The sequence below is a fragment of the Pseudomonas sp. CLCA07 genome (genome assembly GCF_053615335.1).
In genome coordinates, this window is sequence record NZ_CM132131.1 from 3584928 (window position 1) to 3609860 (window position 24933).

23 protein-coding genes and 1 pseudogene are annotated in these 24933 nt (G+C 59.9%); 6 read left to right on the forward strand and 18 right to left on the reverse strand.

The window, feature by feature from the left end; translation table 11 throughout:
• Positions 1-31: 31 nt before the first annotated feature.
• From ACWGZX_RS16595 to ACWGZX_RS16660, 14 genes are all read right to left on the reverse strand, one after another.
• Positions 32-1279, reverse strand: coding sequence for an NAD(P)/FAD-dependent oxidoreductase (locus ACWGZX_RS16595; RefSeq protein WP_452624636.1), 1248 nt, complete (start codon positions 1277-1279; stop codon positions 32-34).
• The gene (locus tag ACWGZX_RS16600) at positions 1266-2426 is read right to left on the reverse strand and encodes a cation:proton antiporter (protein ID WP_223519995.1); all 1161 of its coding nucleotides are present in this window, start codon (positions 2424-2426) and stop codon (positions 1266-1268) included. The genes ACWGZX_RS16595 and ACWGZX_RS16600 overlap by 14 nt, the downstream gene beginning before the upstream one ends.
• Positions 2423-4765, reverse strand: coding sequence for an MMPL family transporter (locus tag ACWGZX_RS16605; RefSeq protein ID WP_452624637.1), 2343 nt, complete (start codon positions 4763-4765; stop codon positions 2423-2425). Before ACWGZX_RS16605 ends, ACWGZX_RS16600 begins: the two co-directional genes overlap by 4 nt.
• Complete coding sequence (locus tag ACWGZX_RS16610) at positions 4749-5408, reverse strand: outer membrane lipoprotein carrier protein LolA (protein WP_452624638.1); 660 nt, start codon at positions 5406-5408, stop codon at positions 4749-4751. Before ACWGZX_RS16610 ends, ACWGZX_RS16605 begins: the two co-directional genes overlap by 17 nt.
• Positions 5405-5830 carry an acyl-CoA thioesterase gene (locus ACWGZX_RS16615; RefSeq protein ID WP_452624639.1) on the reverse strand — a complete coding sequence of 142 codons (426 nt, stop codon included), beginning with the start codon at positions 5828-5830 and terminating at the stop codon, positions 5405-5407. The genes ACWGZX_RS16610 and ACWGZX_RS16615 overlap by 4 nt, the downstream gene beginning before the upstream one ends.
• Positions 5823-7367: an HAL/PAL/TAL family ammonia-lyase gene (locus ACWGZX_RS16620; RefSeq protein ID WP_452624640.1), complete on the reverse strand. Its 1545-nt coding sequence runs from the start codon at positions 7365-7367 to the stop codon at positions 5823-5825. The genes ACWGZX_RS16615 and ACWGZX_RS16620 overlap by 8 nt, the downstream gene beginning before the upstream one ends.
• A complete protein-coding gene (locus ACWGZX_RS16625; protein WP_452624641.1) occupies positions 7348-8295 on the reverse strand; it encodes an LpxL/LpxP family acyltransferase in 948 nt (315 codons plus the stop codon). Before ACWGZX_RS16625 ends, ACWGZX_RS16620 begins: the two co-directional genes overlap by 20 nt.
• Positions 8292-9026: a glycosyltransferase family 2 protein gene (locus ACWGZX_RS16630; protein WP_452624642.1), complete on the reverse strand. Its 735-nt coding sequence runs from the start codon at positions 9024-9026 to the stop codon at positions 8292-8294. The genes ACWGZX_RS16625 and ACWGZX_RS16630 overlap by 4 nt, the downstream gene beginning before the upstream one ends.
• 163 nt (positions 9027-9189) lie before the next feature.
• Positions 9190-10869 (reverse strand): AMP-binding protein, encoded by a 1680-nt coding sequence (locus ACWGZX_RS16635; protein ID WP_452624643.1) that lies wholly within the window; start codon positions 10867-10869, stop codon positions 9190-9192.
• A complete protein-coding gene (locus ACWGZX_RS16640) occupies positions 10866-11411 on the reverse strand; it encodes a COG4648 family protein (RefSeq protein ID WP_223520008.1) in 546 nt (181 codons plus the stop codon). The genes ACWGZX_RS16635 and ACWGZX_RS16640 overlap by 4 nt, the downstream gene beginning before the upstream one ends.
• Positions 11408-11662, reverse strand: a complete 255-nt coding sequence (locus ACWGZX_RS16645; RefSeq protein ID WP_007992314.1) for an acyl carrier protein — start codon at positions 11660-11662, stop codon at positions 11408-11410. The genes ACWGZX_RS16640 and ACWGZX_RS16645 overlap by 4 nt, the downstream gene beginning before the upstream one ends.
• A 9-nt stretch (positions 11663-11671) precedes the next feature.
• Positions 11672-11932, reverse strand: coding sequence for a phosphopantetheine-binding protein (locus ACWGZX_RS16650; RefSeq protein ID WP_452624644.1), 261 nt, complete (start codon positions 11930-11932; stop codon positions 11672-11674).
• Positions 11913-12722 carry a lysophospholipid acyltransferase family protein gene (locus tag ACWGZX_RS16655; protein WP_452624645.1) on the reverse strand — a complete coding sequence of 270 codons (810 nt, stop codon included), beginning with the start codon at positions 12720-12722 and terminating at the stop codon, positions 11913-11915. Before ACWGZX_RS16655 ends, ACWGZX_RS16650 begins: the two co-directional genes overlap by 20 nt.
• Positions 12698-13423, reverse strand: coding sequence for a beta-ketoacyl synthase chain length factor (locus ACWGZX_RS16660; RefSeq protein ID WP_223520013.1), 726 nt, complete (start codon positions 13421-13423; stop codon positions 12698-12700). Before ACWGZX_RS16660 ends, ACWGZX_RS16655 begins: the two co-directional genes overlap by 25 nt.
• Before the next feature lie 356 nt (positions 13424-13779).
• Between ACWGZX_RS16660 and ACWGZX_RS16665 the strand changes: the two genes are divergently transcribed.
• Positions 13780-14550 carry a ParA family protein gene (locus ACWGZX_RS16665; RefSeq protein ID WP_223520015.1) on the forward strand — a complete coding sequence of 257 codons (771 nt, stop codon included), beginning with the start codon at positions 13780-13782 and terminating at the stop codon, positions 14548-14550.
• A gap of 132 nt (positions 14551-14682) precedes the next feature.
• On the opposite strand, the gene trxC is transcribed toward ACWGZX_RS16665, so the two are convergent.
• Complete coding sequence (trxC, locus tag ACWGZX_RS16670) at positions 14683-15117, reverse strand: thioredoxin TrxC (protein ID WP_452624646.1); 435 nt, start codon at positions 15115-15117, stop codon at positions 14683-14685.
• A gap of 196 nt (positions 15118-15313) precedes the next feature.
• On the opposite strand from trxC, the gene ACWGZX_RS16675 reads away from it, so the two are divergent.
• Complete coding sequence (locus ACWGZX_RS16675; RefSeq protein ID WP_452624647.1) at positions 15314-15610, forward strand: type II toxin-antitoxin system HigB family toxin; 297 nt, start codon at positions 15314-15316, stop codon at positions 15608-15610.
• Complete coding sequence (locus tag ACWGZX_RS16680; protein WP_452624648.1) at positions 15607-16008, forward strand: helix-turn-helix domain-containing protein; 402 nt, start codon at positions 15607-15609, stop codon at positions 16006-16008. The genes ACWGZX_RS16675 and ACWGZX_RS16680 overlap by 4 nt, the downstream gene beginning before the upstream one ends.
• Before the next feature lie 6 nt (positions 16009-16014).
• On the opposite strand, the gene selO is transcribed toward ACWGZX_RS16680, so the two are convergent.
• Genes selO through ACWGZX_RS16695 form a run of 3 tightly spaced genes read right to left on the reverse strand, consistent with a single transcriptional unit; the run spans position 16015 to position 22654 of the window.
• A complete protein-coding gene (selO, locus tag ACWGZX_RS16685; RefSeq protein WP_452624649.1) occupies positions 16015-17478 on the reverse strand; it encodes a protein adenylyltransferase SelO in 1464 nt (487 codons plus the stop codon).
• Between the two features lie 48 nt (positions 17479-17526).
• Positions 17527-20877 (reverse strand): mechanosensitive channel MscK, encoded by a 3351-nt coding sequence (gene mscK / locus ACWGZX_RS16690; protein WP_452624651.1) that lies wholly within the window; start codon positions 20875-20877, stop codon positions 17527-17529.
• 34 nt (positions 20878-20911) lie between these two features.
• Positions 20912-22654, reverse strand: coding sequence for a potassium/proton antiporter (locus tag ACWGZX_RS16695; protein ID WP_452624652.1), 1743 nt, complete (start codon positions 22652-22654; stop codon positions 20912-20914).
• Positions 22655-23122: 468 nt separating this feature from the next.
• Between ACWGZX_RS16695 and ACWGZX_RS16700 the strand changes: the two genes are divergently transcribed.
• The 3 genes and pseudogenes from ACWGZX_RS16700 to ACWGZX_RS16710 form a co-directional block, all read left to right on the forward strand.
• Positions 23123-23353: a hypothetical protein gene (locus ACWGZX_RS16700; protein WP_007947124.1), complete on the forward strand. Its 231-nt coding sequence runs from the start codon at positions 23123-23125 to the stop codon at positions 23351-23353.
• Entirely contained in the window at positions 23350-23652 is a 303-nt protein-coding gene (locus ACWGZX_RS16705) for a cell division protein ZapA (protein WP_150778964.1), read from the forward strand. Before ACWGZX_RS16700 ends, ACWGZX_RS16705 begins: the two co-directional genes overlap by 4 nt.
• 263 nt (positions 23653-23915) lie before the next feature.
• Positions 23916-24794, forward strand: a pseudogene (locus ACWGZX_RS16710) (cache domain-containing protein); the annotation flags it as partial.
• Between the last annotated feature and the right edge of the window lie 139 nt (positions 24795-24933).

Sequence of the window (24933 nt, forward strand, 5' to 3'; positions counted from 1 at the left end):
GTGTTGCGCCGCAAACAGGCGGTTCTGTCATTCATGTGACATCTTTTGCGCAGAGTTCTGACAGCACCCGCAGCCGACGTTTGGGTTCACTGACGAACGGATTGCGCTCGTCCCAGGCATAACCGGCGAGAATCGCGCTGATCATACGGCGGATGTCCGGTGAGCTGCCCGGATGATAGATCACATCCTGGAAGGTCCCGGCGTACCAGCCTTCGACGTAGCAGCGGAAGGTATCGACGCCACGCTTGAGCGGTTCGGCGAACTCGGTCTGCCAGTCGACGCTTTCCCCTTGCAGTTGGCGATGCAACACGCCAGCGGCCATGCTCGCCGAACGCATGGCGATGGTCACGCCGGAAGAGAACACCGGGTCGAGGAATTCCGCAGCGTTGCCGAGCAACGCAAAGCCGGGGCCGTGGAGCGTTTTCACGTTGGCCGAGTAGCCGCCGATGGTCCGTGCGGGTGTGTCCCACACAGCGTTTTTCAGTACGCCAGCCAGGCTTGGGGTTTCAGCGATGAACCCGCGCAGGCATTCGTCCAGATTCTCCATGCGGCCTTCGAAATGTTCGACGGCCGCGACCACCCCCACCGAGCAACGGCCGTTGCTGAACGGGATGGTCCAGAACCAGATGTCGCGATGGATGGGATGGGTGGTGATGAGGATTTTTTCCCGCTCGAAGGCCGGGCTGTCGATGTGGTCTTCGATGTGGGTAAACACGGCTTGGCGCACCGGAAAGTTCGACGGTGCTTCAAGGTCCAGCAGGCGCGGCAGCACACGACCATAGCCGCTGGCATCCAACACGAAATCGGCTTCGATACGGTACTGGCTGCCGTCTTCGCGCAGCACGTCGAGTTGCGGTTTCGGCAAGTCGAAATCAACGCTGACGATGGCTTCGCCGTAACGAACTTCCACGCCTTGTCGCGCGGCCTGATCGGCCAGCAGCTTGTCGAAATCGGCGCGCTGCACCTGAAACGTGGTCGGCTTGCCATGGCTGAACGTGTCGCCGAAATCAAAGGCGCTGTACTGATCGCCCCAGGCGAATGCGGCGCCGTTTTTTAACTGGAATCCGGCAGCATTCACAGCATCGAGCATGCCGGCTTCTTCAACGAAATCCAGGCAATGTGACAACAGGCTTTCGCCGATGGAAAACCGTGGGAAGTGCTGGCGTTCGATCATCAGCACATCGTGACCGTTGCGTTTGAGCAGCGCGGCAGCGATGGCACCCGAAGGCCCCGCGCCGATGACAACGACTTGTCGACGTTGCATTTCAACTGTTGGCACGAGGGCTCCTTGCCGGGGCGGCGATGTTCAAAGGGGGAGTGTGCATGCCGGCCAGTGCCGGCAGTAATGTCGCGATCAGGCCCATCACCATCAGCGCAAAGTACAGCGCGGGGCTGATGAGCTGTAGTTGCAGCAACAGATTCAGAAAAACGATCTCACTCAAGCCACGAATATTCAGCAGCAGGCTTTCCCGCCAACGGCTGGCGCCTTCAAAGGAGGCACCGGCCCAACCCAGACCCAGCCAGTTGCCCAGCAGTTTGCTGGCAATCGGAAACAGCAGCAGGGCGGCCAGTTGTAGCCAGCTCAGGCTGGTGATGGCGGCGTGTACGTTGATCTGCACGATGCCGAACGTGAGGATCAGCGGAATGGCGATCCAGGTTTGTAAACGGCTCATCCAGAGCGCAGGTATTGGCCACACCAGCGGCACTTTCAACGCGGCCATGCACAGCAGATAACCGATGCCGAAAATCAGTGCATTGAGCTTGAAGTGCTCGGCGACCACCAGCAGAGCGAAGAAGCAGCCGCTGTGCAGCAACGCCTGACGCAAACCGAGCAAACGCAGCAGCACCGGCAGACAAGCACCGGCCAATGGCAGCAGCAGGCTGCTCACGTGCAGGCTGCCCTGAGCGAGTCCGAACAGCGTCCAGCACGCCAGGTCGATGAGGATCGCGGTCTGCACCAGGCGCCGGGTGGCGTCGGGCGGGTAATTGATGTGCCGCAGGTACAAATACAACACCGGGATCGCGGTGATGGCGAATACCAGACCCACCGCCAATGAACTGATCCACGGCTGTGCTGGCAGCAACCAGACCGCCGTCGCCAGCCCGCCCGCGAACGGAATGCAAAAGCTCGGCAGGGCGATTTTCAGGCTCTGGCGATCCAGCCGCAGGTCGATCACGTCGCTGAGAATGTGCCCCAGCAGCAAGGCAAAGCTCAGGCTGTAGAGATTTTTCAGCCATGTCGGCGAGATCAGTTCAGCGCCGCTGAGCTGCCAACCGGGTTCGATCCAGAAGTACATCAGCAGCGGCAGGCCGAAAGTTGCCAACAGCAACTGGCTGACGATAGGGATCAGGCCGAAATGACGACCGACACGGGTGGCCACGGCGAACAACGCGAGGGCCATCAGCCAAAACAGGGCGGTCATCATGCTGCCGGCTCCGCGACCGGAACGTTGTGGACATGTCGTCCCGCCCACGGCGCCAGGATGAAACTGAAGGCCAGGCCCAAGCTCACTGACAGGCCAAAATTGCTCACGGCCGGCGTGCTTGATACGGCGAGCAAACCGAACGACAGCCAGGTGGTCAGCGCCGCCAGCAAGGTGCCCAGCAGGCTCACTGCCGCGCCGCCGACCTGTTCGCGCATGAGGATCGCGTAATCGACGCTGATCGCCGTCACCAGCAGCAAGCCAAACAGGCTGAACAGCGTCAACGGTTGCCCCAGCCAGCCGAGACTGGCCAGGCTGCACAGCGCGGCGAGCAATGGCAGGGCGACGATGCGCAGGGCGCCACCGAGACCGAATGGCAGCATCAACACCAGTACGATTAACGCGCAGGAGGCGAGTTTGAGCTCTGCTGCGCTGATCTGTGTTGCCGCGAAAACGCTGTTCAATTCACCGAGACGGTCGACCAGTTCGACGCCTGGCAAGTCCAACGCTTGAACGCGTAACAGGCTTGGGTCGTTCAGGCCTTGCAAGCTGACCATCGCCGCCACGCCACCGTCATCGGTCGGCCCCAGCCACAGTGGGCGATAGGGCTCAGCCAGCGGACCGAGCAGTGCGGCGTCGATGTCTTCGGCGGGCAAGGCCTGCAATTTCGTCAGTTCTGCGTGCAGCGCTTCTGCCGGTACGCCGACGTCGAGCAGTGGCTGCCAGAACTGCGGCAGTTTGCTCAACGCGTCACGCACTTGCTGCTGATCGCTTGGCTGGCTGACCAGCTGATTCAGCGACAGGTAACCCTGGAGTTTTTCCAGGCCGACCAACTGATCCAGGCGCTCGCTCAACGCAGTCTGACGCTCCAGCAACTCCTGCTGATTCGCACCGCGCACCAGGAAAAACTGGCTGGTCGGTTGAAAACCGGTGATGCGCGCAATGGTCCGGGCTTCGTCCGTCAATTGCTGTGGTGCGCCGATCCACTGGCGAATATCGTTTTTGCTTTCGAGTTGGAGCAGACCGCCCACGCAGAAGGCAATCAGCAGTGCCAGCAGTACCGGCGTGTTGAAATGACTGAGCAGTGCCTCACGCAGACTCAGCAACGATTCACAGACGCGCAGTGGCCATTGCGCCGGACGTATATCCACGCCTTTGAGCAGTGCCGGCAGCAGGCAGACAGCGGACAGATAGGCGCCGAGCAAACCGGCGGCGGAGAACACGGCGATTTGGGTCAGGGCCGGGAACGGTGTCCACGCCAGCGCGAGGTAGCCGATGCAACTGGTGATCAGGCTCAACGTCAGGCCCGGCAGCGTCAGCCGCAATGCTGGCCAGCTGTGCCAGGGTTTCAGGCTCCAGCTTTTCGACAAGTAATGCAGCGGATAGTCGACGGCCACGCCGATCAGGCTGGAACCGAGCACCAGTGTCATCACATGCATATGGCCGAACAGTGCCACACAGGCCACGGCGCCAAACAGCATGCCCACCAATACCGGAACAAACGCGAGCAATACCCGCCAGCGCCGGAAGGCCAGCAATAGCAGAGCCAGAATGCCCAGCGTGGCGCCGCCACCGACCCATGTCATCTCGCGGGTGGCTTGTTGCTGACCACTGGCGGCGTAGAGCAATCCGCTGGCGGCCAGCAGTTGCACGTCGAACGGAGCCGCTTGTTCTCGGCTGCGTTCAAGCAGGTCGGCCACTTGCAACGGCAGGCTCATGTCAAAGGCATTGCCGGTGGTTTTTGCCCGCAGCAACACCCAGTTCTTGCCGTCGGCATCGGCGATCAAGGCGCCGCTGCCGATGTCCAGTTGTACGGTGCCGCGTTGTGGCTGGCTGTTCTGGATGCGCCCGGTCAGTCCCAGCCAGTCATCCTGGCTCGGCACCAGGCTGAACCCGGTGAACGGGTCGAACAGTGCCTGTACCCGCTGCTGGATGAAGGCGTCGGGATGTTCAATCAGTTGCTGGCGATCCGCCTTGGACAGCATGGCCAATCGGCCTTGCAGCAGTTGCGTGCGCAGCGCGGGCAAGTCGGCTTGCAGAGTCCACTGGACCTTTTCGAACAAACCGCTGGCCTGCCATTGTTCGCCGAGTTTCTGCGCCATGGCGATGGCTTGCTCACGATCTTTATGGCCGACCAGCATCAGCAATTCGCGGTTCAGCGGTTCTTGCATGCGTTGTTCTGCACGCAGTTCCAGCGCGTCCGGCGCCGTGCCCGGCACCAGTTCCATCAGGTTGGCCGACAGCGGTGCGCCGTCACGCCATTGCCAACCGGCGAGCGCAAACACCGCCAGCAGCAGGATCAGGAACAGCCATGGCAGCCTGCGTTCACTCGGCAAAGTCATGTTGCTCCGCAGTGCTCAACGGTTGGGCGCTGGTGCTGTCCTGCATACGCAAAAGCGTGCTGTCGCCTTGGGTTTCCAGCAGCTCGATGGTGTTCACCAATTCGCCACCGGTAATGTTGATCTGATTGAACACCTGCTTGAGCAACAGCGAATGCGGAAGCAACGTCAACTTCCAGTTCTGCGCATCGCCACTCAATGAAAGCTCGAAGTCACGCTGCAAGCCGCTGCTGTCGCCTTGCAGAACGGCCAGGAACAAACGGTTCTGCTCGGCGCCTGCACTCTTGCTCGGCAGCATCTGCCAACCACTGACGTCACGTCGGGCGATGCCTTTGGAGGTGATTCGGTAATCCTGTTGCAACGGGGTTCTTAGCAACCATAGCAGGCCATGATTTTTCACGAGGACGAACGTGCCCTTGCTAGTCAGCGGCTGGGGCAGGGCGCGCAGGTGTTTTTCCTGGATGAAGTTGCCGTGGATCACATCGGGTTTGGCCAACTGATCACTCAACTGCTGCAAATCAAACGCCTGCGCCCACGAAGAAAAGCTCAGTATCACCACAAACAGGTAGCAGCTGCCGAGCCCGCGAGGCTGCGTCCGGCGGCGAAGCCGTCGCCAGCTGCTACATAAGGTTTTCAGCAGGTTCATGCGAGCGTCCTTTCGACGGCGTCAGTAAAGACCTTTGGTGACGCCAGCTGCATTTCGCGGCTGGCCATGTCGACGGCGACCTGCACCGAGCTGGCACGTGTCAGGCGTTCGCCGGTTTCCATGTCACTGATCAGGTAGTTGATCTTCAACCGGTTCTCCCACTCCACCAGATTGGCGCGCACGTTCAATTTTTGGCCGAACATCGCGCCGCGCACGTACCGCAGTTGCAAGTCGATCACCGGCCAGGCGTAACCCGACTCGGCCATCGCCGTGTAGTTGTGGCCGATCTTGTCCAGCAGCGCGCAACGGGAAACTTCCAGATATTTGACGTAATGGCCGTGCCAGACCACGTGCATGGTGTCGACGTCAAAGAACGGCACGAGGATTTCCGTATCGGTGTGAAGCACTCCCTTGCTACGCATGCAGCCTCCAGTGTTGCTCGGCTATTCGTTTCAGGCACAGGCGCAATTCGCCTTCCAAGGCACGATCTTCGATGACCGGCGGGAAGTCCTTGGCCAGCTGTTCGTGCATGTCGGCCAGGGCCGGCGGCAACGGGCGAGCGTCTTCGGCCTTACTGCGCAGCCACACGCCTTGGTTGGCGGCGAGCAGGGTCGCGGCGGCGACCTGCTCGGTCAGCTCCAGCACGCGAATCGCATCGCGAGCGGCGATGGTGCCCATGCTCACTTTGTCCTGGTTGTGGCACTCGGTGGAACGCGAGAACACGCTGGCCGGCATGGTGTTTTTCAGTGCTTCGGCGGTCCAGGCGCTGGTGCCGATCTGCACGGCTTTAAAGCCGTGGTTGAGCATTGCCCGGTCAGCGCTGGCGCCGGACAAATTGCTCGGCAAGCCATGGTTGTAACGCTCGTCCACCAGCAACGCGAGTTGACGGTCCAGCAGGTCGGCGACGTTGGCCACCAGGTTTTTCAGGCTGTCCATGGCGAACGCGATGTGGCCGCCGTAGAAATGCCCGCCGTGCAGCACGCGTTCAGCTTCGGCGTCGATGATCGGATTGTCGTTGGCGCTGTTGAGTTCAATTTCGATGAACGAGCGCAGCCAATTCAGGCTGTCGGCCAACACGCCGAGCACGTGGGGTGCACAACGCAGGGAATAGCGGTCCTGCAGGCGGTGCAGTGGCGCGGTCGGCGCGTCGATCGCCAGATCCTTGCGCAGCCACGCGGCGACTTGCATCTGCCCCGGGTGAGGTTTGGTGGCGAACAGACGTTCGTCGAAGTGTTCAGGATTGCCCTGCAAAGCCACCACGTTCAGCGCGGTGATGCGCGTGGCCAGTTGCAGCAGATAATCAGCGCGGGCGAAGGCCAGGCAGGCAAGGCCGGTCATCACGGCGGTGCCGTTCATCAAGGCCAGCGCTTCTTTCGGGCGCAGCACCAGCGGCTGCCAGCCGAGTTCACGGTGGACGTCGGCCGCGTGTCGGCGCTCGCCACGGAACATCACTTCGCGCTCGCCGGACAGGGTCGCGGCGACGTAGGACAGCGGCGTCAGATCGCCGCTGGCGCCCACCGAGCCTTCTTCCGGGATCAGCGGCAGGATGTCGTGTTCGAGGAAGGCTTGCAGGCGTTCCAGCAGCTCCACGCGCACACCGGACACGCCATGACACAGCGACTGCAAGCGCGCCGCGAGCACCGCGCGAGTGGCCTGTTCATCGAGCAATTTGCCCAGACCGCAGCCATGGAAGGTGTACAGATGACGTGGCAGCGCCTCGACGTGATGCAGCGGCACTGCGACCACACAGGAATCGCCATAACCGGTGGTCACGCCATAGATCACGCCTTCCTTGTCCAGCAGGGAGTCGAGGAATCGCGCGCCCTTGGCGATGCGCTCGCGGTAAGCGGGATCGCCCTGCAACTGCGTCGGCACCTGACGGTTGGCCAGGGCCAGTACGTCTTCGATGCGCAAAGGGAGTTCGCCGAAGGTTACCGGCTCATGCGTTGGCGTCGTCATCGGTCTTCCAGAAAGGGTAAAAGTTGAACCATTGTTGGGGCGCTACGAGGCAATAGTGACCCAGGCGCTCGGCGTAGCGGGACGCCCACTGATGAATGACCTGTTCACGGTCGCTACGTTTCCAGACCACGGCCTCGGCAAACGGTTCGAGGCTCACGCGATATTCACCCGACGGTTTCTTCAGGCACATCAACAGATTGATCGGGCATTTCAACAAACCGGCCAGCAACCACGGCCCCTGAGGGAACGCAGCGCGATGGCCGAGAAAATCCACGGTCACTGTGCGTGCGCCGTGCAGCGGCACGCGGTCGCCAGCAATCGCCAGCCATTCACCGCGTTCCAGGCGCTCATGCAATTGAAGCATGATCACCGGGTCCAGTTCGCTGACCTGGATCAGCCGCAGATTGGTCGCGCCGGCCTCGCCGAGCAAACGATTGAACTGCTCGGCGTGTTTAGTGTGGACCAGCACGTTCATCGTGACTTTTTCACCGATTTCCGCCAGTGCGCGGCAGACCTCTAGATTGCCCAAATGCGCGCCCACCAGCATCTGTCCGCGGCTGCCACGCAGTTGATTGCGCAGCAGTGCCGGGTCGATGATTTCAATCTGGTCGATGCTCAGCTTGCCGTTCCACACGTCGAGCTTGTCGAGCATGGAGTCGGCGAACGCCATGAACTGGCCGAACACGCGCCAATGGCTAGGGCGCAACTCAGGGCGAGCGCTCCAGTCGGCGAGACGTTGTTGGTATTGCCAGGCGCTGTGGCGAGCGCTGCGCCCAAACAGGAAAAAGTACAGGACGATGCCGTACAAAATCGGACTCAATAGCCGCCGCCCCAGAACTTTGGCGCCGAACGCGGTGAGCTTCATCAGCCAGAAACTGCCTCGCTCCTCGCGGTCAGCCCAGTGCTTCTTGTCTACGTCACTGCTCATGCTCGCCACCGTCGCCAGAGGATCACCGGAGCCCGCAGCAACATGCCGAAAAACAGCCGCGTGTGCATGCTGGAAATCAGCACATTGTCGTGAAACAGGCGAAAGTGTGAGACGCCGTCCAGCGGGTAATGAACCCGGGTCGGCAACCACTGCATCGTCTGATTGCGCCAGGCCAGGCGCACGAGGATGTCCGAGTCGAAGTCCATGCGCTTGCCGATTTTCGCCGAGTCGACCAGCGCCAGGGTGGGTGGCAATGGATAGACGCGAAAGCCGCACATGGAGTCGCGAATCTGCAAGGACAGCGTGTTGATCCACACCATCACGTGCGTCAGGTAGCGGGCGTACAAACGACCTTTGGGCACGCTGGCGTCATATTGCGGGTAACCACAGATAATCGCGTCCGGGTGGATGCGTGATTGTTCAATGAACAGCGGTACGTCTTGCAGGTCATGCTGACCGTCGGCGTCCACTTGCAACGCGTGGCTGAAACCCAGGCGTGAAGCTTCGCGCAGGCCGGTCATGACGGCGCCGCCCTTGCCCTGGTTGGTGGCAAGGCGGACCAAGTTGACTCTTTCGCGTTGGGCGAGTTGATCGAGGACTCTGGCGCAGGCTTGATCGCTGGCATCGTCCACCAGAATGCACGGCAGACCACTGGCGATCAGCGCGTCGACCACCGTGGTGATTGCGGTTTCGTGGTTGTAGACCGGGATGATGGCGCAGGGGTTATGCATACCGAGTCACACCTCGCCTATGTAGCAGCTGGCGAAGCCTGCGTCCGGCCGCGAAGCGGTCGTAAACCGGTACTTGCGGTTTCTCGGAATATGGGGGGTGGAGTCGATGCGAGCGCTTCGCACTCGGACGCAGCCTTCGGCAGCTGCTACAGGGGACTTCAACTTATCCACAAGCAGCCTCCAGCAAAATCCGCCCACTGGAGCAGGTAGCAGTCTCATTGCGATAAGCGAAATACAATTTGCTGCGTTCCGGGTCAAAGCGCAGGTGCAGCTGGATTTCGTCGCCCGGGCGCACCAGTTGCTGGAACTTCAGCACTTCCATGCCGGCGAATTTGGCCGGCAGGTCCATCAATTGGTGGCCGAGGCTCAACGCCCACTCCACCTGCACCACGCCGGGCAGTACCGGCGTTTGCGGGAAGTGGCCGCTGAAATAAGCGAGGTCCGGCGGGACGGCCAGTTGCAGGCTCCACTCGCCCTCGACTTCGACCTGTTCGAGCACTTCGGGCGCTTTGACGCGAGGCGCCAGCAGCAGGGCCTCGACATCGGCCTGAGGCAGTTTGCCCTGAGCGTTAAGTGGCAATTGCCGCAACAATCGCCAGCGCCGTGGCAGGGCGAGGGTTTCGCAATGCTGGCTCAGGTGCTGACGCAGTGCTTGCGTTAGCGTGCGTCGCCCCTGATTGCGCAGGGCATGCAGACCCGATTCGCTCAGTACCAGCAGCGCACCTAGCGACGCGCGGTTCTCCTGGACCACGCCGAGGCGCGCTTCCGCGACCCAGTCATGGTCCATCAGCGCTTTTTCCAGCATGGGCAGCGAGATGCGTTTCTCTTCCAGTTTGACAATCCGGTCCAGTCGTCCCAGCAGTTCGAAGCGGCCGTTGGCGGTGATTCGTGCGGCGTCGGCTGTGTGTTCGAGGTGGCCGGCTGGCAAGTACGCAGATTTGATCAGCAGCGCGCCGTCGCTGTCCTGGCTCAACTCGACGCCAGCAAACGGCTGCCAGAGATCGGGGCCCTGACGCCAGGCGATGCCGCCGGTTTCCGAACTGCCGAAGATTTCCGTCGGCCATTGTTGCAGGCGTTGGTGCAGGCTCTGCGCAGCCTCGGCAGGCAACGCACCGCCGGAGGAAAACACCCGTCGTACGGCGCTCAAGGCCGGCCAGTCGAGGTTGTCACCCATGCGTTTGAGCAGCGCCGGGCTGGCGACCCAGGCGAAGGCCGGGTGTTCACGACTGGCGCGCTGCAAGTCCTCGGGGAACGCCAGTTGCTTGCACGCGAACTGGCGCCCGGCGCACAAGGGCCACAGCACCCGAAACAACAGGCCATAGATGTGTTGGGTGGCGACGCTGCCGATGATGCACGCCTCGCCCAGGTCCGCGCCCCAGAGCTGCTCCAGCGCCTGAACTTCATTGGCCAGTTGGCGCAGGGTTTTGTCGATACGCTTGGGTTCGCCACTGGAGCCAGAGGTGCAAAGGCTCAGCTGGCAGGTGTCTAAATCCAGTGCGGCACCCGCGAGAGGCGGATGGCGGTAATCGCTCAGGTGTGCGTCATCGGCCAGATCGGTCAGCCACAGATCGACTTCAGCGGACCAGCGCTGGCGCGTCTGCGATTGCAGATCGGCAGGCAGCAGCACGCTGACGCCGGCACGCCAGGCACCGAGCAGGGCAATCGCCAGGTCGGCGGCGTCTTCAAGGTGCACGGCGATGCGCTGCACACCTTGGGCTTGCAGGCCGGCCGCCAGGCGCAGGGCCTGATCGCACAGTTGTGCATGATTCAACGCCGGTTCTGCCGTTACGGCACGCTCCGGCTGAGCCTTGAGCAACAACTGCTCAAGCTTTATCCAATTCATGAGTGGCCTCGTACCCGTTGTCGTATCAGCCATTCAATGGCAAACAGCAGGCCCATCAATCCGTAGGAAATCAGGCCGGTGTACAACATCCACCAGCTCAGCGGCGCCCAAAGGGTCAGGGCGGCGGCGAGCAAGCCGTTAAAGATGAAAAACACACACCAGACAATCGTCACCTGGCGCGTGTAAATAATGGCCCTGGCCGGCAGGTGCGGTTCACGCAGGCGCGCCAGGCGTTCGACCATCGGCGGGCCGAATTTGAGGCTCAGGCCAAATAGCCCAAGCATGAACGCGCTGATCAGCACCGGGTACCAGCGTAGCAACAGCGGACTGTCGAACAGCGCCAGCAACAGGCAAAAAACTATCGCGATGGTCGCCATCCACAGGCTGCCGGGACGGCGAGTGCCGAACAACGCCCGAGCCAGCCACAGGCTGCCCAACAGCAGGCCGAATTGCCATGGAGCAAAATGTTCCATGCCGAAATACACCGCGAAGGGGTACAACAGGCCCGCGAGCAGCAGGCCAAGGCCGATCAGTCGGCTCATGCGGCAGGTTGAACCAGGCGATAGACCGCCTCGACCACGTCGCTGACAGTACGCACCGATTTGAATTCTTCGGCGGCGATTTTCTTGCCGGTCTGGCGCTTTATGTGATCGATCAGGTCGACGGCGTCGATACTGTCGATTTCCAGATCCTGATACAGGTTCGATTCCAGGCTCACGCGTTCCGGGTCCAGCTCGAAGAGTTCGACCAAGGCATCACGCAGGGTGTTGAAAATGTCGTCACGAGTTTGCATGGTCCGGTCTCAAGCTGCCTGTTTTGCAGTGACGAACGCCGCAAGGCTCGCCACGTTGGTGAAGTGATTGCGGGTGTCTTTGGCGTCGGCATCGATTTTGATGCCGTATCTTTTCTGAATCGCCAGACCGAGTTCCAGAGCATCCACCGAGTCCAGACCCAGGCCTTCGCCGAACAGCGACTGGTCATCGCCGATGTCCTCGGCGCCGATGTCCTCGAGGCCAAGGGCATCAATGATCAGCAGTTTGATGTCACGGTTTAGATCGCTCATCTTCGGCGAGCTCCTTAATAAAGTAAGTATGCAAATAATCGTTGAGCTTGCGAGAAGCCTGTGGAGGCGGGCCACTCGCGGCGAAAGCCTGTGGGTCTATATCGGCCCCGACGCGGAAGCTGAAGTGCACGCGGCGTTTCGGGATCCGATACCAGGGCTCGGCCTTGGTCAATGTCGTCGGGCTGACCTTGATGATCACCGGGGTCAGGATTTTCGCACCTCGCAGGGCGATTGCCGCGCCCCCCCGATGAAAGGCCGGCGCCTCGCCAGGCTGGGTGCGTGTGCCTTCGGGAAAGATGATCAAGGTCTGACCGCTTTTCAACGCGTCGGCAGCCGCGTCGAGCATGTCCATGCTGCCGTCGTTGCTGATGTATTCGGTGCGGCGTAGCGGGGCGCGGGTAAAGGGGTTTTCCCAGAGGCTTTGTTTGACGACGCAGTTGGCGTGTCGTACCAGGCCAATCAGAAACACGACATCGATCAGCGACGGGTGATTGGCGAGAATCATTTGCCCGGGGCGACCAAGTTTTTCCGCACCCTGGATGTCGTAGGTCAAAACGCCGGTGCGGGCCATGAACCGGACAAAAAGCCAGAAGCAGCGGCTGACGGTTTGTCGCGCGCGCAGACGGTGGGTCTGGGCATCACCGGGCAGCCAATTGAGCAACGGGAAAACCACCAGCCGCAGGCACAGGCCACCCAACCCGAAGAGGGTGAAGCTTGCTGCAGTGGCCAGCAGACGCCAGTAATAAGCGTCGCGGTTTTTTTCGGTTACCGGGTGCGATGCCAGGTCCATACACGATTCTTCCAGGCATGTTGGCAGGTGGTTTGCTGGCCGAGCAGGGTACGCAACAGATTCAGGGCATGGGGCCAGTGGGCGTTGGACAACCTTTGCGTCGTACTGTTCAGGGACAGTTGCCAGTCGGTACCGGGGGTCAGCAACAGAGCGACGGCATAGGGAAACGGCACATCATCGATCCAGGTCTCGTAGGCGCTGGGCGGCTGTTCTTCGGTGACAATCAGCAGGACGGCAGGTGCGCCTTCGTCCAGCATCGCCGCGGCCTCTAGCATGCCGTGTTCAAGCCCGTCGCCGGCTGCGGCGAGGGCCGTCATTTCGCTGGTTTCGCCACGCATGATCGACCAAAGGCCAATGACGGCGTTGTGCACGGACAGGCTGAAGTGAGTCGGCGACAACGGTTGGTCGGCTGCCAGATCGCTGAGGATTTCGAACGTGCGCGGGGTTTCGCCATGGCGGGAAATAAAGACCAACGGTAGGTCAAGGCGGCCATCGGCCAAGGGCCAGCCGACACTGAATGCCATTCGCGCCAAACGGCTGAGGCGTCGGCGCTGCATGGCGGGCAGGAACGACACATCGGGGGCGGCATCGCTGCTCGCAAGCACGACCGGCTGTCGGCTCCATGCCTGCCAATCGTCCACGCTTTCGAGCCCGGGAGCCCACGCGCGCCATTGGGCGATGTTGAAGTTGATCACAGACATACATCCCGCCCCAGCGGGGCTTCTTTGACGCGGTGAGTCGCACAGACAGCGACAGACCTTACGTGACGCGTAGCGCCGAGTGGCGCGCATTATCCCGGTGCTACGGGTGCGTAGCAAATGCTGGTTACATTTTGCGCAATGAAATGTACCGTCCGGTTCGGCAAAAAGTATCGATTAGCCATTATCCACAGTGTGAAGTTCATGGCTGTCGGCCTTTTCCCGGATCGATGGAAGTTATTTCTGTTTTTTCATAAGGAGATTGGAACTGACTGTGTAGTCCTTTTCCGTCGAGGTAGCTAAGCGATGCTCTGGAACACTACACTCGGTCATTCTTTGATACACGGAGAGGTTTTGACATGCGGCGCGTGGTGTTTAATCAAAAAGGTGGCGTGGGCAAATCCAGTATTGCCTGCAATCTGGCGGCGGTCAGCGCCAGTGAGGGCTATCGCACCCTATTGGTGGATCTCGATGCCCAGGCCAACTCCACTCAATACCTGACAGGCCTCACCGGCAGTGACATTCCGATGGGCATCGCCGACTTCTTCAAGCAAACCCTGTCCTCCGGGCCGTTTTCGAAGAAAAACCAGGTCGACATCTACGAAACGCCCTTCGACAACCTGCACGTGGTCACCGCCACCGCCGAGCTGGCCGATTTGCAGCCCAAGCTTGAGGCCAAACACAAGATCAACAAGCTGCGTAAGTTGCTTGAGGAGCTGGGGGAAGATTATGACCGGATCTATCTGGATACACCGCCCGCGCTGAACTTCTATGCGGTATCGGCGTTGATTGCCGCGGATCGTGTGCTGATCCCCTTCGACTGCGACAGTTTCTCGCGTCAGGCGCTCTACGGCTTGCTGGCGGAAATCGAAGAACTCAAGGAAGACCACAACGAAGGCCTGGAAGTCGAAGGTATCGTGGTCAACCAGTTCCAGGCCCGCGCGAGCCTGCCCCAGCAGATCCTCGACGAATTGATTGCCGAAGGCTTGCCGGTATTGCCGGTGTATCTGGCCAGTTCAGTGCGCATGCGCGAATCCCACCAGGCCAACACGCCACTGATCCACCTCGACCCACGGCACAAGCTGACCCAGCAATTCGTCGAGCTGCACAAACTGCTGGAAAGTGCCTGATTCCTTCTAACACCACCGAACCACTGTGGGAGCAAGCCTGCTCGCAAAGGCGATGTAACAGTCAACATTGATATCGACTGACACTCCGCTTTCGCGAGCAGGCTCGCTCCCACATTTTGAATGGTGGTGGTTTTAGATCCCCTGGCTACGCAACCAGCTCATCAACTGCGGTAACGGGAAAGCCCCGCTCTGGCGCGCCACTTCCCGGCCGTTCTTGAACAGAATCAAACTCGGTATCGAGCGAATCCCCAACTGCGCCGACAACTGCGGGTTCGCCTCGCTGTCCAGTTTCGCCAACCGGCACTTGCCCGCCAACTGACCGGCCGCCTGCTCGAACACCGGCGCAAACGATTTGCACGGCCCGCACCACTCCGCCCACACGTCTACCAGCAACGGCAGATCGCCTTTGATCTGACTGGCGTAATCGCCTTGTTTCAATTCGAACGGCTTGCTCAGCAAAACCTCGACCTTGCAGCGACCACATTTTGGATGGTCGTTGAGGCGTTCGGCGGGGATGCGGTTGAGGCCGTTGCAGTGGGGGCAGGGAATGAGGAGTGGGTCGGTCATGAGCAAGATCCAATGGGGAGCTAACACCTAGTTGGAGACGTTTGCTCATATTTTCAATCATGCAGTGGCTGACGTTGAAACTAGGCTGAGGGAAAGGATCCGATTGAGACCGTTGGTCTGCTTAGATGTATCGCAACTTGCGATAAAAAATTCCTGTGATTAACTCATCCATAGCAGAATGCGATAAGGATGTTGCATGCGAGTGTTTTCCGAAAAACGAATCTGGGACGCCAAGGAAATGTGGCCGCAGGTGGCCAGCGCACTGGACCAGTGGTATCGAATGGTAAAGCGCGTCAAGCCAAGTGATTTTGCGGCAATGAAATCTTCATTTCCCGCGACCGACAAGGTCGGTGAGTTTCACGTTTTCGATATTGGCGGAAACAAATTACGTCTGATCGCCTATGTTCGATATCAGCATCAAAAAATCTACATCAAGCATGTGCTGGATCACCGCGAATATGACCGCGGTAAATGGAAGGAGGGAAGAGTATGAGCGTTCTTATCAAAAATGCGGCCGAGCACTGGGAGTTCGTATCGCCATTGCTACGCAAACCCAAGAGCGAAGACGACTATGACATGCTGGTGCAGGCACTCGACGAGTTACTCGAGATGACCGGAGTTGACGAGTCGCATCCTCTGATGGGTCTGGTGGACATCATCGGTGACTGGATTGAGGAATGGGACTACAAACATCACCCCATGCCCGAAGCCACGGGTGCTGAAGTGCTTGGTTACATGATGCGCGAACATGGATTGACTCAAAGCGACCTGCCTGGCGTCGGCACTCAGTCGGTCGTTTCCGAGATCCTGAGCGGCAAGCGTCAGCTCAACCTGCGGCAGGTCCGCTGGTTGGCCGAGCGATTCAATGTGCCGGTAGACGTCTTTATCTGACACGCCTCACGACGAACAACTAATCTCCAAATGCTTCCCCCACTCCGGCGGCCGCTCGGCATAACCCTTCATCCCCGGCTGTTCCTCAAACGGATTACTCAACACCGCGTGCAACCGACGAACCTCTGAATAGTCGCCGCTCTCAGCCGCATCGATAGCCTTTTGTGCCAAGTAATTACGCAGGATGTACAACGGGTTGACCGCGTGCATCCGTGTTCGGCGCTGTTCCTGATCAACCACGCCCTCGCGAGCCACCCGGGCGATGTAAAGCTCACCCCAGGCATCGAAGCCTTTGATGTCGACGAAGTCATCGCGCAATCGGGCGACGGCCTGTTCAGGTGATTCATCCCCAAGTCGGCGGAAGAACAGGCTGTAGTCGACGCCACTGTTCTGCATCAGTTGCAGCAGCTGTTCCAGCAGTTTCTGGTCATCATCTTCAGCGGTGGTGAAACCGAAGCGACGGCGCATCAGGTCCAGGTAATGGGCCTGGTACAGCGGCAAGTACAACCCGAGGGTTTCGCGCAGGGCTTCGACGCTGATGAATGGCGTCAGGGCCTGGGCGAGGGCGCTGAGGTTCCACTGGCCGATCGGTACCTGGTTGCTGAAGGAGTACCGGCCCTGATCGTCGGAGTGGTTGCAGATGAAGTGGGCGTCGAAGTCGTCGAGGAAGGCGAACGGGCCGAAGTCGAAGGTGATGCCGAGGATCGACATGTTGTCGGAGTTCATTACCCCGTGGCAGAAGCCATAAGCCTGCCACTTGGCAATCAGCTCGGCGTTGCGCTCAACGATTTCACGGAACATCGCCAGATACGGTTCCGGTTGTTCCAGGCATTCGGGAAAATGCATGGCCAGCACATGTTCGCCGAGCTCTTTCTGCTTCTCGGGGCGTTTGGTGTAGTAGAAATATTCGAAATGCCCGAAGCGCACATGGCTGGGTGCCAGGCGCAGGATCATTGCCGCGCGTTCTTGCTTCTCGCGCCAGACCGGCGTGTCGGAGCCGATCACGCACAGTGCGCGGGTGGTCGGGATGTTCAACGCGTACAGCGCCTCAGAAGCGAGAAATTCGCGGATCGAGGAGCGCAAGACCGCGCGGCCATCGCCCATACGCGAAAAAGGCGTTTGGCCGGCACCCTTGAGGTGCAAGTCCCAGTGTTCACCGGCCTCGTTGTAGACCTCGCCCAGCAACAAACCGCGACCGTCGCCCAGCTGTGGGTTGTAGGAACCGAACTGATGCCCGGAATAGACCATCGCCCGTGGCACTGCGTCGGCCCAGAGCTTGTGGCCGCTGAACAGCTCGGCGAACTCCGGGGTTTCGGCCACGTCCGGGTCCAGGTCCAGCAACTTCATGGCCGCAGGGCTGGCCACCACCAGGCGCGGGTTATCGATGGGCTCGGGCAGCACATGGGCGGAAAACGTATCGCCCAGGCGGGCAAAACGATTATCGAAGGTCAGTTCGTCGAGGGCTTTCAACGGCCATCTCCAGCAGAATGTCCGAGCATTCTGCTAGGGATAGGGCAGTTAGTCGAGCTTGGCGGCTGGCGGTTCTTGCAGCGGTTTACCATCGGCCATCGGCACGATGGTTTTGCTTTCTGGCTCGATCGGCACCAATTTGTATTCTTGGCCATGAAGGTTCTTGAGGTAGACCTCCATCTGCCGGAACGAGATGTTGATGTGCTGCTTCTTGAACTCGCGGTTGATGAAGCGGTTGACCTCATCGAGTACCGGGTTCCGGTCGCCAAGGTCGCGCACGTGCATGCGCAATTCGTGGTCGAGGGTACTTTCGCCGAAGTTCAGGAAGTACACGTGCGGTTCCGGGTCCTTGAGCACACGCGGGTTATCCCGGGCGGCCTTGAGCAGCAGCTCTTTTACCAGGTCCAGGTCCGAGCCGTAATCGACGCCGAGCTTGAGTGTTACCCGGGTGATGGTGTCGGTCAGGGACCAGTTGATCAGTTGCCCGGTAATGAACGTCTTGTTCGGGACAATGATGTCCTTGCGGTCGAAGTCGGTGATGGTCGTGGCGCGGATGCGGATCTTGCTGACCGTGCCCGACAGGTTGCCGATGGTAATGGTGTCGCCGATCCGCACCGGACGTTCGAACAGAATCATGATGCCGGAGATGAAGTTCGCAAAAATCTCCTGCATCCCGAAACCCAGACCGACCGAGAGCGCTGCCACCAGCCATTGCAACTTGTCCCAGCTCACGCCGAGCGTGGATAAGGTTGTGACGAAACCGACCCCGGCAATCACGTAAGACAGCAGCGTGGTCGTGGCGTAGGCGCTGCCTTGCGCCAGATTGAGCTTGGACAACACGAACACTTCCAACAGACCCGGCAAGTTGCGGGCGAGGGCGAAGGTGATGCCGATGATGATCAGCGCACCCAGCATGTCGCCGATGCTGATCGGCACCATGCTCATGGTCGCACCCGTGCCGCTGGTGTATTCGTAGAGGGTGATGTTGTCCAGGTACGAGAACACCGAAATCAGATCGGACCAGGCCCAGTACAGTGCGCCCATGAAAGCGCCGAGCAGCGCCAGACGGATCAAGCGCAGGGACTGTTCGTTGACCTTCTCGATGTCCAGCGTCGGTTCTTCGATCACGGCTTCGCCGTCACCGGCCTCTTTCGCAGCCAGACGTTTGGTCAGGGCTCGATGGTACGCCAGGCGGCGGGCTGCAACGCTGAGCCCGCGGACAAAAGTGGCTTCGATCACCAGCCAGAACATCAGCAGGTAAAGGGTATTGATCAGTCGGTCACTGAGCTTGAGCGCGGTGTAGTAATAGCCGAAGCACACGGCCACGAACAACGCGATCGGCAGGGCGGTAAACAGGATCCCCACTATTTTGCGGAATAGCGAAGTGTTCTCGTGCGTCGGGCTGCGCATCAACAAGCGGCTGAGCAGCCAGGCCATCAAGGCGTAGCAGGCCAACACCACCGGCATGCCGAGTACATCATCGGCGAGAGTCGCCGGTTGCAGTTCGGCGACGGCGACCACCGCCACCAGCGCCATCACCACCAGGCCGAGTCGACGGATCCAGCCCTGAAGGAATTCGACCTGAGGTTTTTCCCAGCGGAAATGCAGTTCGGCCACGCCACCCGGCGCGAGGATCCGGTAGGCGGTGTAGAACACCAGCCAAGCCTGGGCCATTTGCAGCAACGCGGCGCCCATGTTGGCGTTCTGCCCGCGGGCGTCGATCTGCAGGGCGAGGCCGCATAAGGCCAGGCCCAGCGCGACCGGCATTGCCAGCAATATATTGACCAGAATGGCCTGCGGCGTGTGCCACTGGCTGTCGCGCTTGAAGTGGCCGATGTCCTTGTGAACCTTGTTCAGTCGGGCATACAGGCTTTTGCGTCGCCACAGCAGGGCGCCGATCAGCAGTACCAGCGGTAGAAACAACAGTGGCCGTTGAATCAGGCCATCGCTCAATTCACTCAGGCTGGAGAACCACGGCAAGGTAGTGATCTGGCGCTGCAAGCGTTCCGGTACCGCGCGTATCCATTCCATGTCCAGCGGCTTGTTGCTGGGAATCCAGAACATTTGTTCGTCGAGGGTCGCGCGCAGGCTTTGCGCGGTGCTCAGCAATTGTTTCTGATTGAGTTGCAGGGTGATGGATTCGTTGAGTACGGCGCTCAATTCGCGGTTCAGTCGGTCCAGCAGGTCGGCGCGGGTCGTGGCCAGTTCCAGCAGGCTCTTGCGCAGTTGCGGGGTAACTTGTTCCGGCGGTTGAGTCGACAGCAGGTTGTCAACATAGGTGGCCGGGTTACTCAGCAGTTCGCGTTGCTGACTGACTTCAAACTGATAGAGGCGAATGTCGGCGATCTGGTCCGCCAGGTTGCGGTCGAGCCTTAAACGCGGCAGGGACTGTTTCTGTTTGTAGAGAATCTTGGAGAGCAGCAGGCTGCCCTTGAGCACGTTGATCTGCTCGTCCAGCGCCGAATCGCTTTGTGTGACGTTGTCCAGTTGCTGCTTGGTTTGCAGGTTTTGCTGGGTGACTTCGTTGAGGCGGTCCGTGCTTTTGAGCAAGTAGTCGGAGAGCTTCAGGTTGGCTGCGCTTTCCGTGGCCAACAGGCTGCTTCCGCCGGATTTCTGCGCCTCGATGGACTGCTGGGTCACGGTTTCCTGGGACTGGGCCAGGCGTTTCTGATTGATCAGGGTTTGCAGTTCCTGGATTTCCTGATCCAGGCGATCGGATTTTTCCGACAGCAAATCGTGCTGGCTGTTGCCCAGATCCTGCAACTGATTGTTGCCGGCCAATTCCTGGCGACGCAGCGGAATCAGTGCGTTCAGAGCGGCGAGTTCGGCATTGAGCAAATCGCGCTGTTCGCCGCTCAAGGTTTTGCCGGCATCTTTGCCGGCCTTGAGGACGTTGTTGATTTGTTGAATGCGCGTCTGGCTGGCCGAAATTTCGGCCTGGGCGCGTTCCGGGCGAGTCTGGGCGGTAATCACCAGGGTGTTGGCGTCGGTCAGGGCCCTTTGCAGATCGCTTTGCTGGGTCGAGCGCTCGGTGAGCATTTGCTCGAGTTGCGGGATCGACAGGTTGGCATAGCGTTGTGTCACCGGCTGCACTTTGCTGGTCTTCAGGCGCGCCAGTTCACGTTGATTCTCGATGATTTGCTTTGGCGCGGCGGCCAGTTGTTGTTTGACATCGGCCAGTTTCCGCTCGTAGTCACGCTGGTTGTTGAGCTGGGTCAGCGTGTTTTGCAGAATGGCTTGCAGAGCTTTCTGATCGGCTTCCGGCAATTTGCGGTCGGCGATCTTGTCCAGGCTCGCCTGCACGGCTTCGCTGGACGGCGGTTCGGCCGCTTGCAGCGTGCCGATGGAGAGGCTCAGGCCCAGCAGGGCCATGATGAAAAAGGTGCGCAGGGTTGACATAGAGACCGATCGAAAACGAGACGAAGAATGGAGTTTAGAGGAAGAGGCCCGGACCGGGGCGACTTCCTTCGGGGAATCTGACGCCCACTTTGCCGATCTTGTTCCCCTCCATGACCGCGACGGTCCAAATGGTGTTGTTCCACTCCACCTGGTCGCCGACAACAGGCGCACCCCCGACTTTCTGGGCGATGAAGTGGCCGAGCGACATGTCCGGATCGATGCCTTCGACTTTCAACCCGTATAGCGCCGCAACCGCACCCAGCTGGGCGTCTCCTTCGAGCACGAAGTCGCCGAAGAAGCGCAGATCCAGACCCCGTTGCGGTGCCCGGCTGAAGAGTTTTCCGAGGGCCGGTAGGTTGTGTTCATGGCCAATAACACACAGCAAATCATCGACTTCGAGCACCGTACTACCCGACGGATGGAGCAATTGCTGGCGACGAAACAGCGCGGCGATGCGCGTGCCTTCGGGCATTTTCAGTTCGCGAAGGGGTGAGCCGATGCACCATTTCTCGGCGCCGAGGCGATAAACGAACATCTCCCACTCGCTGGTGGCATGCACTTCCAGGGCGGAACGCGAGATCGGCGCGGGGTCAGGTGGCACCGTCACTTTCAGCAGTTTGGCCACCCACGGCAGGCTCGTGCCCTGCACCAGCAGCGACACCAGCACAATAAAGAACGCGAGGTTGAAATAGAGCTGAGCGTTAGGCAGACCGGCCATCAGCGGGAACACCGCCAAAATGATCGGGACCGCGCCGCGCAAGCCGACCCAGGAAATGAACGCTTTTTCGCGGCCATGGAACGCCTTGAACGGCAGTAAACCGACCACCACGGACAACGGCCGCGCAAACAGAATCATCCACAACGCCAGACCCAGCGCGGGCAGGGCAATCGGCAGCAGGTCATGCGGTGTGACCAGTAGGCCCAGCACCAGGAACATCCCGATCTGCGCCAGCCAGGCCATGCCGTCGAGCATGTGCAAAATGCCGTGCCGACTGCGCACCGGGTGGTTGCCGATGACCAAGCCACACAGATACACCGCGAGGAAGCCGCTGCCGTGCAGGGCGTTGGTCAGGGCAAACACCACCAGGCCGCCGGCAATCACCAGAATCGGGTAGAGGCCGTTGGCCAGATTGATGCGATTGACCAGTTGCAGCATGACCCAGCCACCTGCGAGACCGACGACGGCACCGATTCCGAACTCCCGCATGAAGTGCACGAGCAGGCTCCAGTGCAGGCCGGTTTCCCCGCTGGCGAGCATGTCGATCAGGGTCACGGTGAGGAACACCGCCATCGGGTCGTTGCTGCCGGATTCGATTTCGAGGCTGGCGGTGACCCGTTCGTTCAGGCCTTTGCCACCCAGCAGCGAGAACACCGCTGCGGCGTCAGTCGAGCCGACAATCGCGCCGATCAACAAACCCTGAATGATGCTCAGGTTGAATAGCCAGGCGGCTACCATGCCGGTCAATGCGGTCGTTATTAACACCCCGACCGTGGCCAGCGACAGTGCAGGCCACAGCGCAACGCGAAAACTCGCGACCCGGGTACGCAAACCACCGTCGAGCAGGATCACCGCCAACGCGAGGTTACCGACCAGATAAGCCGTGGGGTAGTTATCGAAAATAATGCCGGCACCGTCGACACCGGCGGCCATGCCCACGGCCAGGATAATCACCAGAATCGGGATGCCGAGGCGCGACGAAAGTGAGCTCACCAGAATGCTCGCACCTACCAGCAACGCGCCGATCAGAAACAGGCTGTTGATGGTGATTGCATTCAAAGGCGTTACTCCAAAAAACTGAAAGGCGGGCACAAACTGACCATGCAGTCTGCGTGCCAGCGATTCTAACCTGTTGAAATGTGATGCTGTCAAAAAGGTTTTGCGAGCGATTTGTCGCGTCACGCTAGTGCGAGTGACTGTGGCGAGGGGGCTTGTCGGAACGCCGCACCGCCCCGTTGGGTCGCGCAGCGGCCCCAAAACCGACAACCGCGTTTACCCGGTTGAATCGCGTATGCCGATTTGCGACTGCTGCGCAGCCGAACGGGGGCGAGCCCCCTCGCCACAGATTTGTCGCACAAGGGCTCCCGGCGACGAAGTGCAGGAACCCCATCCGCCAATCATAGTCTTTACTGCTCGCGAGAAAGGTTGCCCGCCAGGAAAGCCAAGGCCTTGGCCCGGAATAACCCTGGCGTGCGTGGTGACTTTTCTTTATCGTACGCGCCCTTTGAAAATGCTCGGAAAATCAAAATGTTGGAAGCATCCCTTAGCCAATTGGAACAGCTGGTAAATGACCTGGTGCAACAGAACCAGGCACTGCTCGGCAGCAACCAGACCCTGAGTGCAGAACTGGCTCAGGCCAAGGATGAAAACGAAAGCCTGCAACTGAGCCTGATGGAACAGGAAGAGAAACAAGGCGCTACCGCCGCACGCATCCAGGCCTTGGTTGAGCGCGTCAGCGCCGGTCCGGTCAGCGCATGAATCAAGGCGCCGCAGGGGTAAAAGTCGTCTCGATCCTGGGGGAGGACTATTCGATCAAGGCGCCGGCCGGGGAGGAGCAAACCCTGCTGGACGCCGCAATGATGTTGAAGGCTGCTTTGGCCGACACCAAAAGAAAGTACCCGACATTGATCGGTGACCGCCTGTTGGTACTGGCCGCGATGAATCTGTGCTCGCAGCAGATCGAAATGCAAAAGCAGCACAAGCAGGAACTCGACCGTTACCAAGAGCAAGTCAGCGCCACGGTTGAAGTGATCTCCAAGACGATCAATCAGGCCTGATCGGCTTTGCGCACAACCAAAGAATAAATTGTCGATATGTGTTGTATACAATCGGCACGGCTGTTGCAGTGTTTCAGCCTCTTATTCTTTGGGGGTGTTCCATGCAGTTTTGGCGACGCAGTATTCAATGGCAGTTAATCCTGAGCATGGGCACCGCCCTGCTGGTCAGTATTCTGATCGTGGTGGGCATTTATACCCTTGTGGTTAACCGTCTCGCCCAGAGCTATCTGGTCGAACAAGCCCTGCCGTCGAGCATCGAAGCGATGCGCAACGACATCGAGCGCATCCTCGTTCAACCCCTCACCGCCGCCAAGGACATCGCCAGCAATAGCATGGTGCGCGACTGGTTGGCCGGGGGTGAGGACAGTGCCCAGGCCGGCACGTTTACGACCTATCTCGAAGGCATCCGCGCCGAGCACAAAGCCTTTACCGCGATTATCGTCGGCACCGCGTCCAACCATTACTTCACCGAAAAAGGCCTGGATCGGACCCTCAGCCGTACCAATCCTAAGGACGCCTGGTTCTACTCATTTCTCGACAGCAACCAGCCGCGCACCCTCAATATCGATAACGATACGGCGACCGGAGAATTGGCGCTTTTTATCGACTTCAAAGTCGAGCATGCCAGTAAAGTCGTGGGCGTTGCCGGGCTTGGCCTGAGCATGAAAGAGTTGTCGGAGCTGATCCACAACTTCAGCTTCGGAGCGCGCGGCAAGGTCTATCTCGTGCGTTCCGACGGTTTGATCCAGGTGCATCCCGAAGCGCAATTCAGTGGCAAACGCACCCTCGCCGAGCAGATTGGCGCGCCGGCAGCGCAGGCCGTCATGGGTCAACTCTCTACCTCCACAGCGTCTGCCACCAACAGCAGTTTCGTGCGCGATGGCGAAAACTTCCTCGCGTTGAGCCTGCCGCTTCGGGACCTGGGCTGGACGCTGGTGGCCGAAGTGCCACAGTCGCAGATCTACGCCGAAGCGCGTCGCGCGATGTGGATGAGCAGCGGCATCGGCCTGGCGGTAGCGCTGGTGTGCCTGTTGCTGGTGGTATTGCTGGCTCGTGGTTTGGTGCGTCCGATCCGTCAGGTAACAGCGGCGCTGGTAGCCATTGGTAGCGGTGGTGGCGATTTGACCCATCGGTTGGATGCCAGTCGTGCCGATGAGCTGGGCGATCTGGCGCGCGGCTTCAATCGGTTTCTGGACAGCCAGCGCGAGATGATCGGCGAAGTGCTGACCACCAGCGAACGACTGCGCACCGCTGTTGGCCAAGTGGCAAAGGTGGTGGACA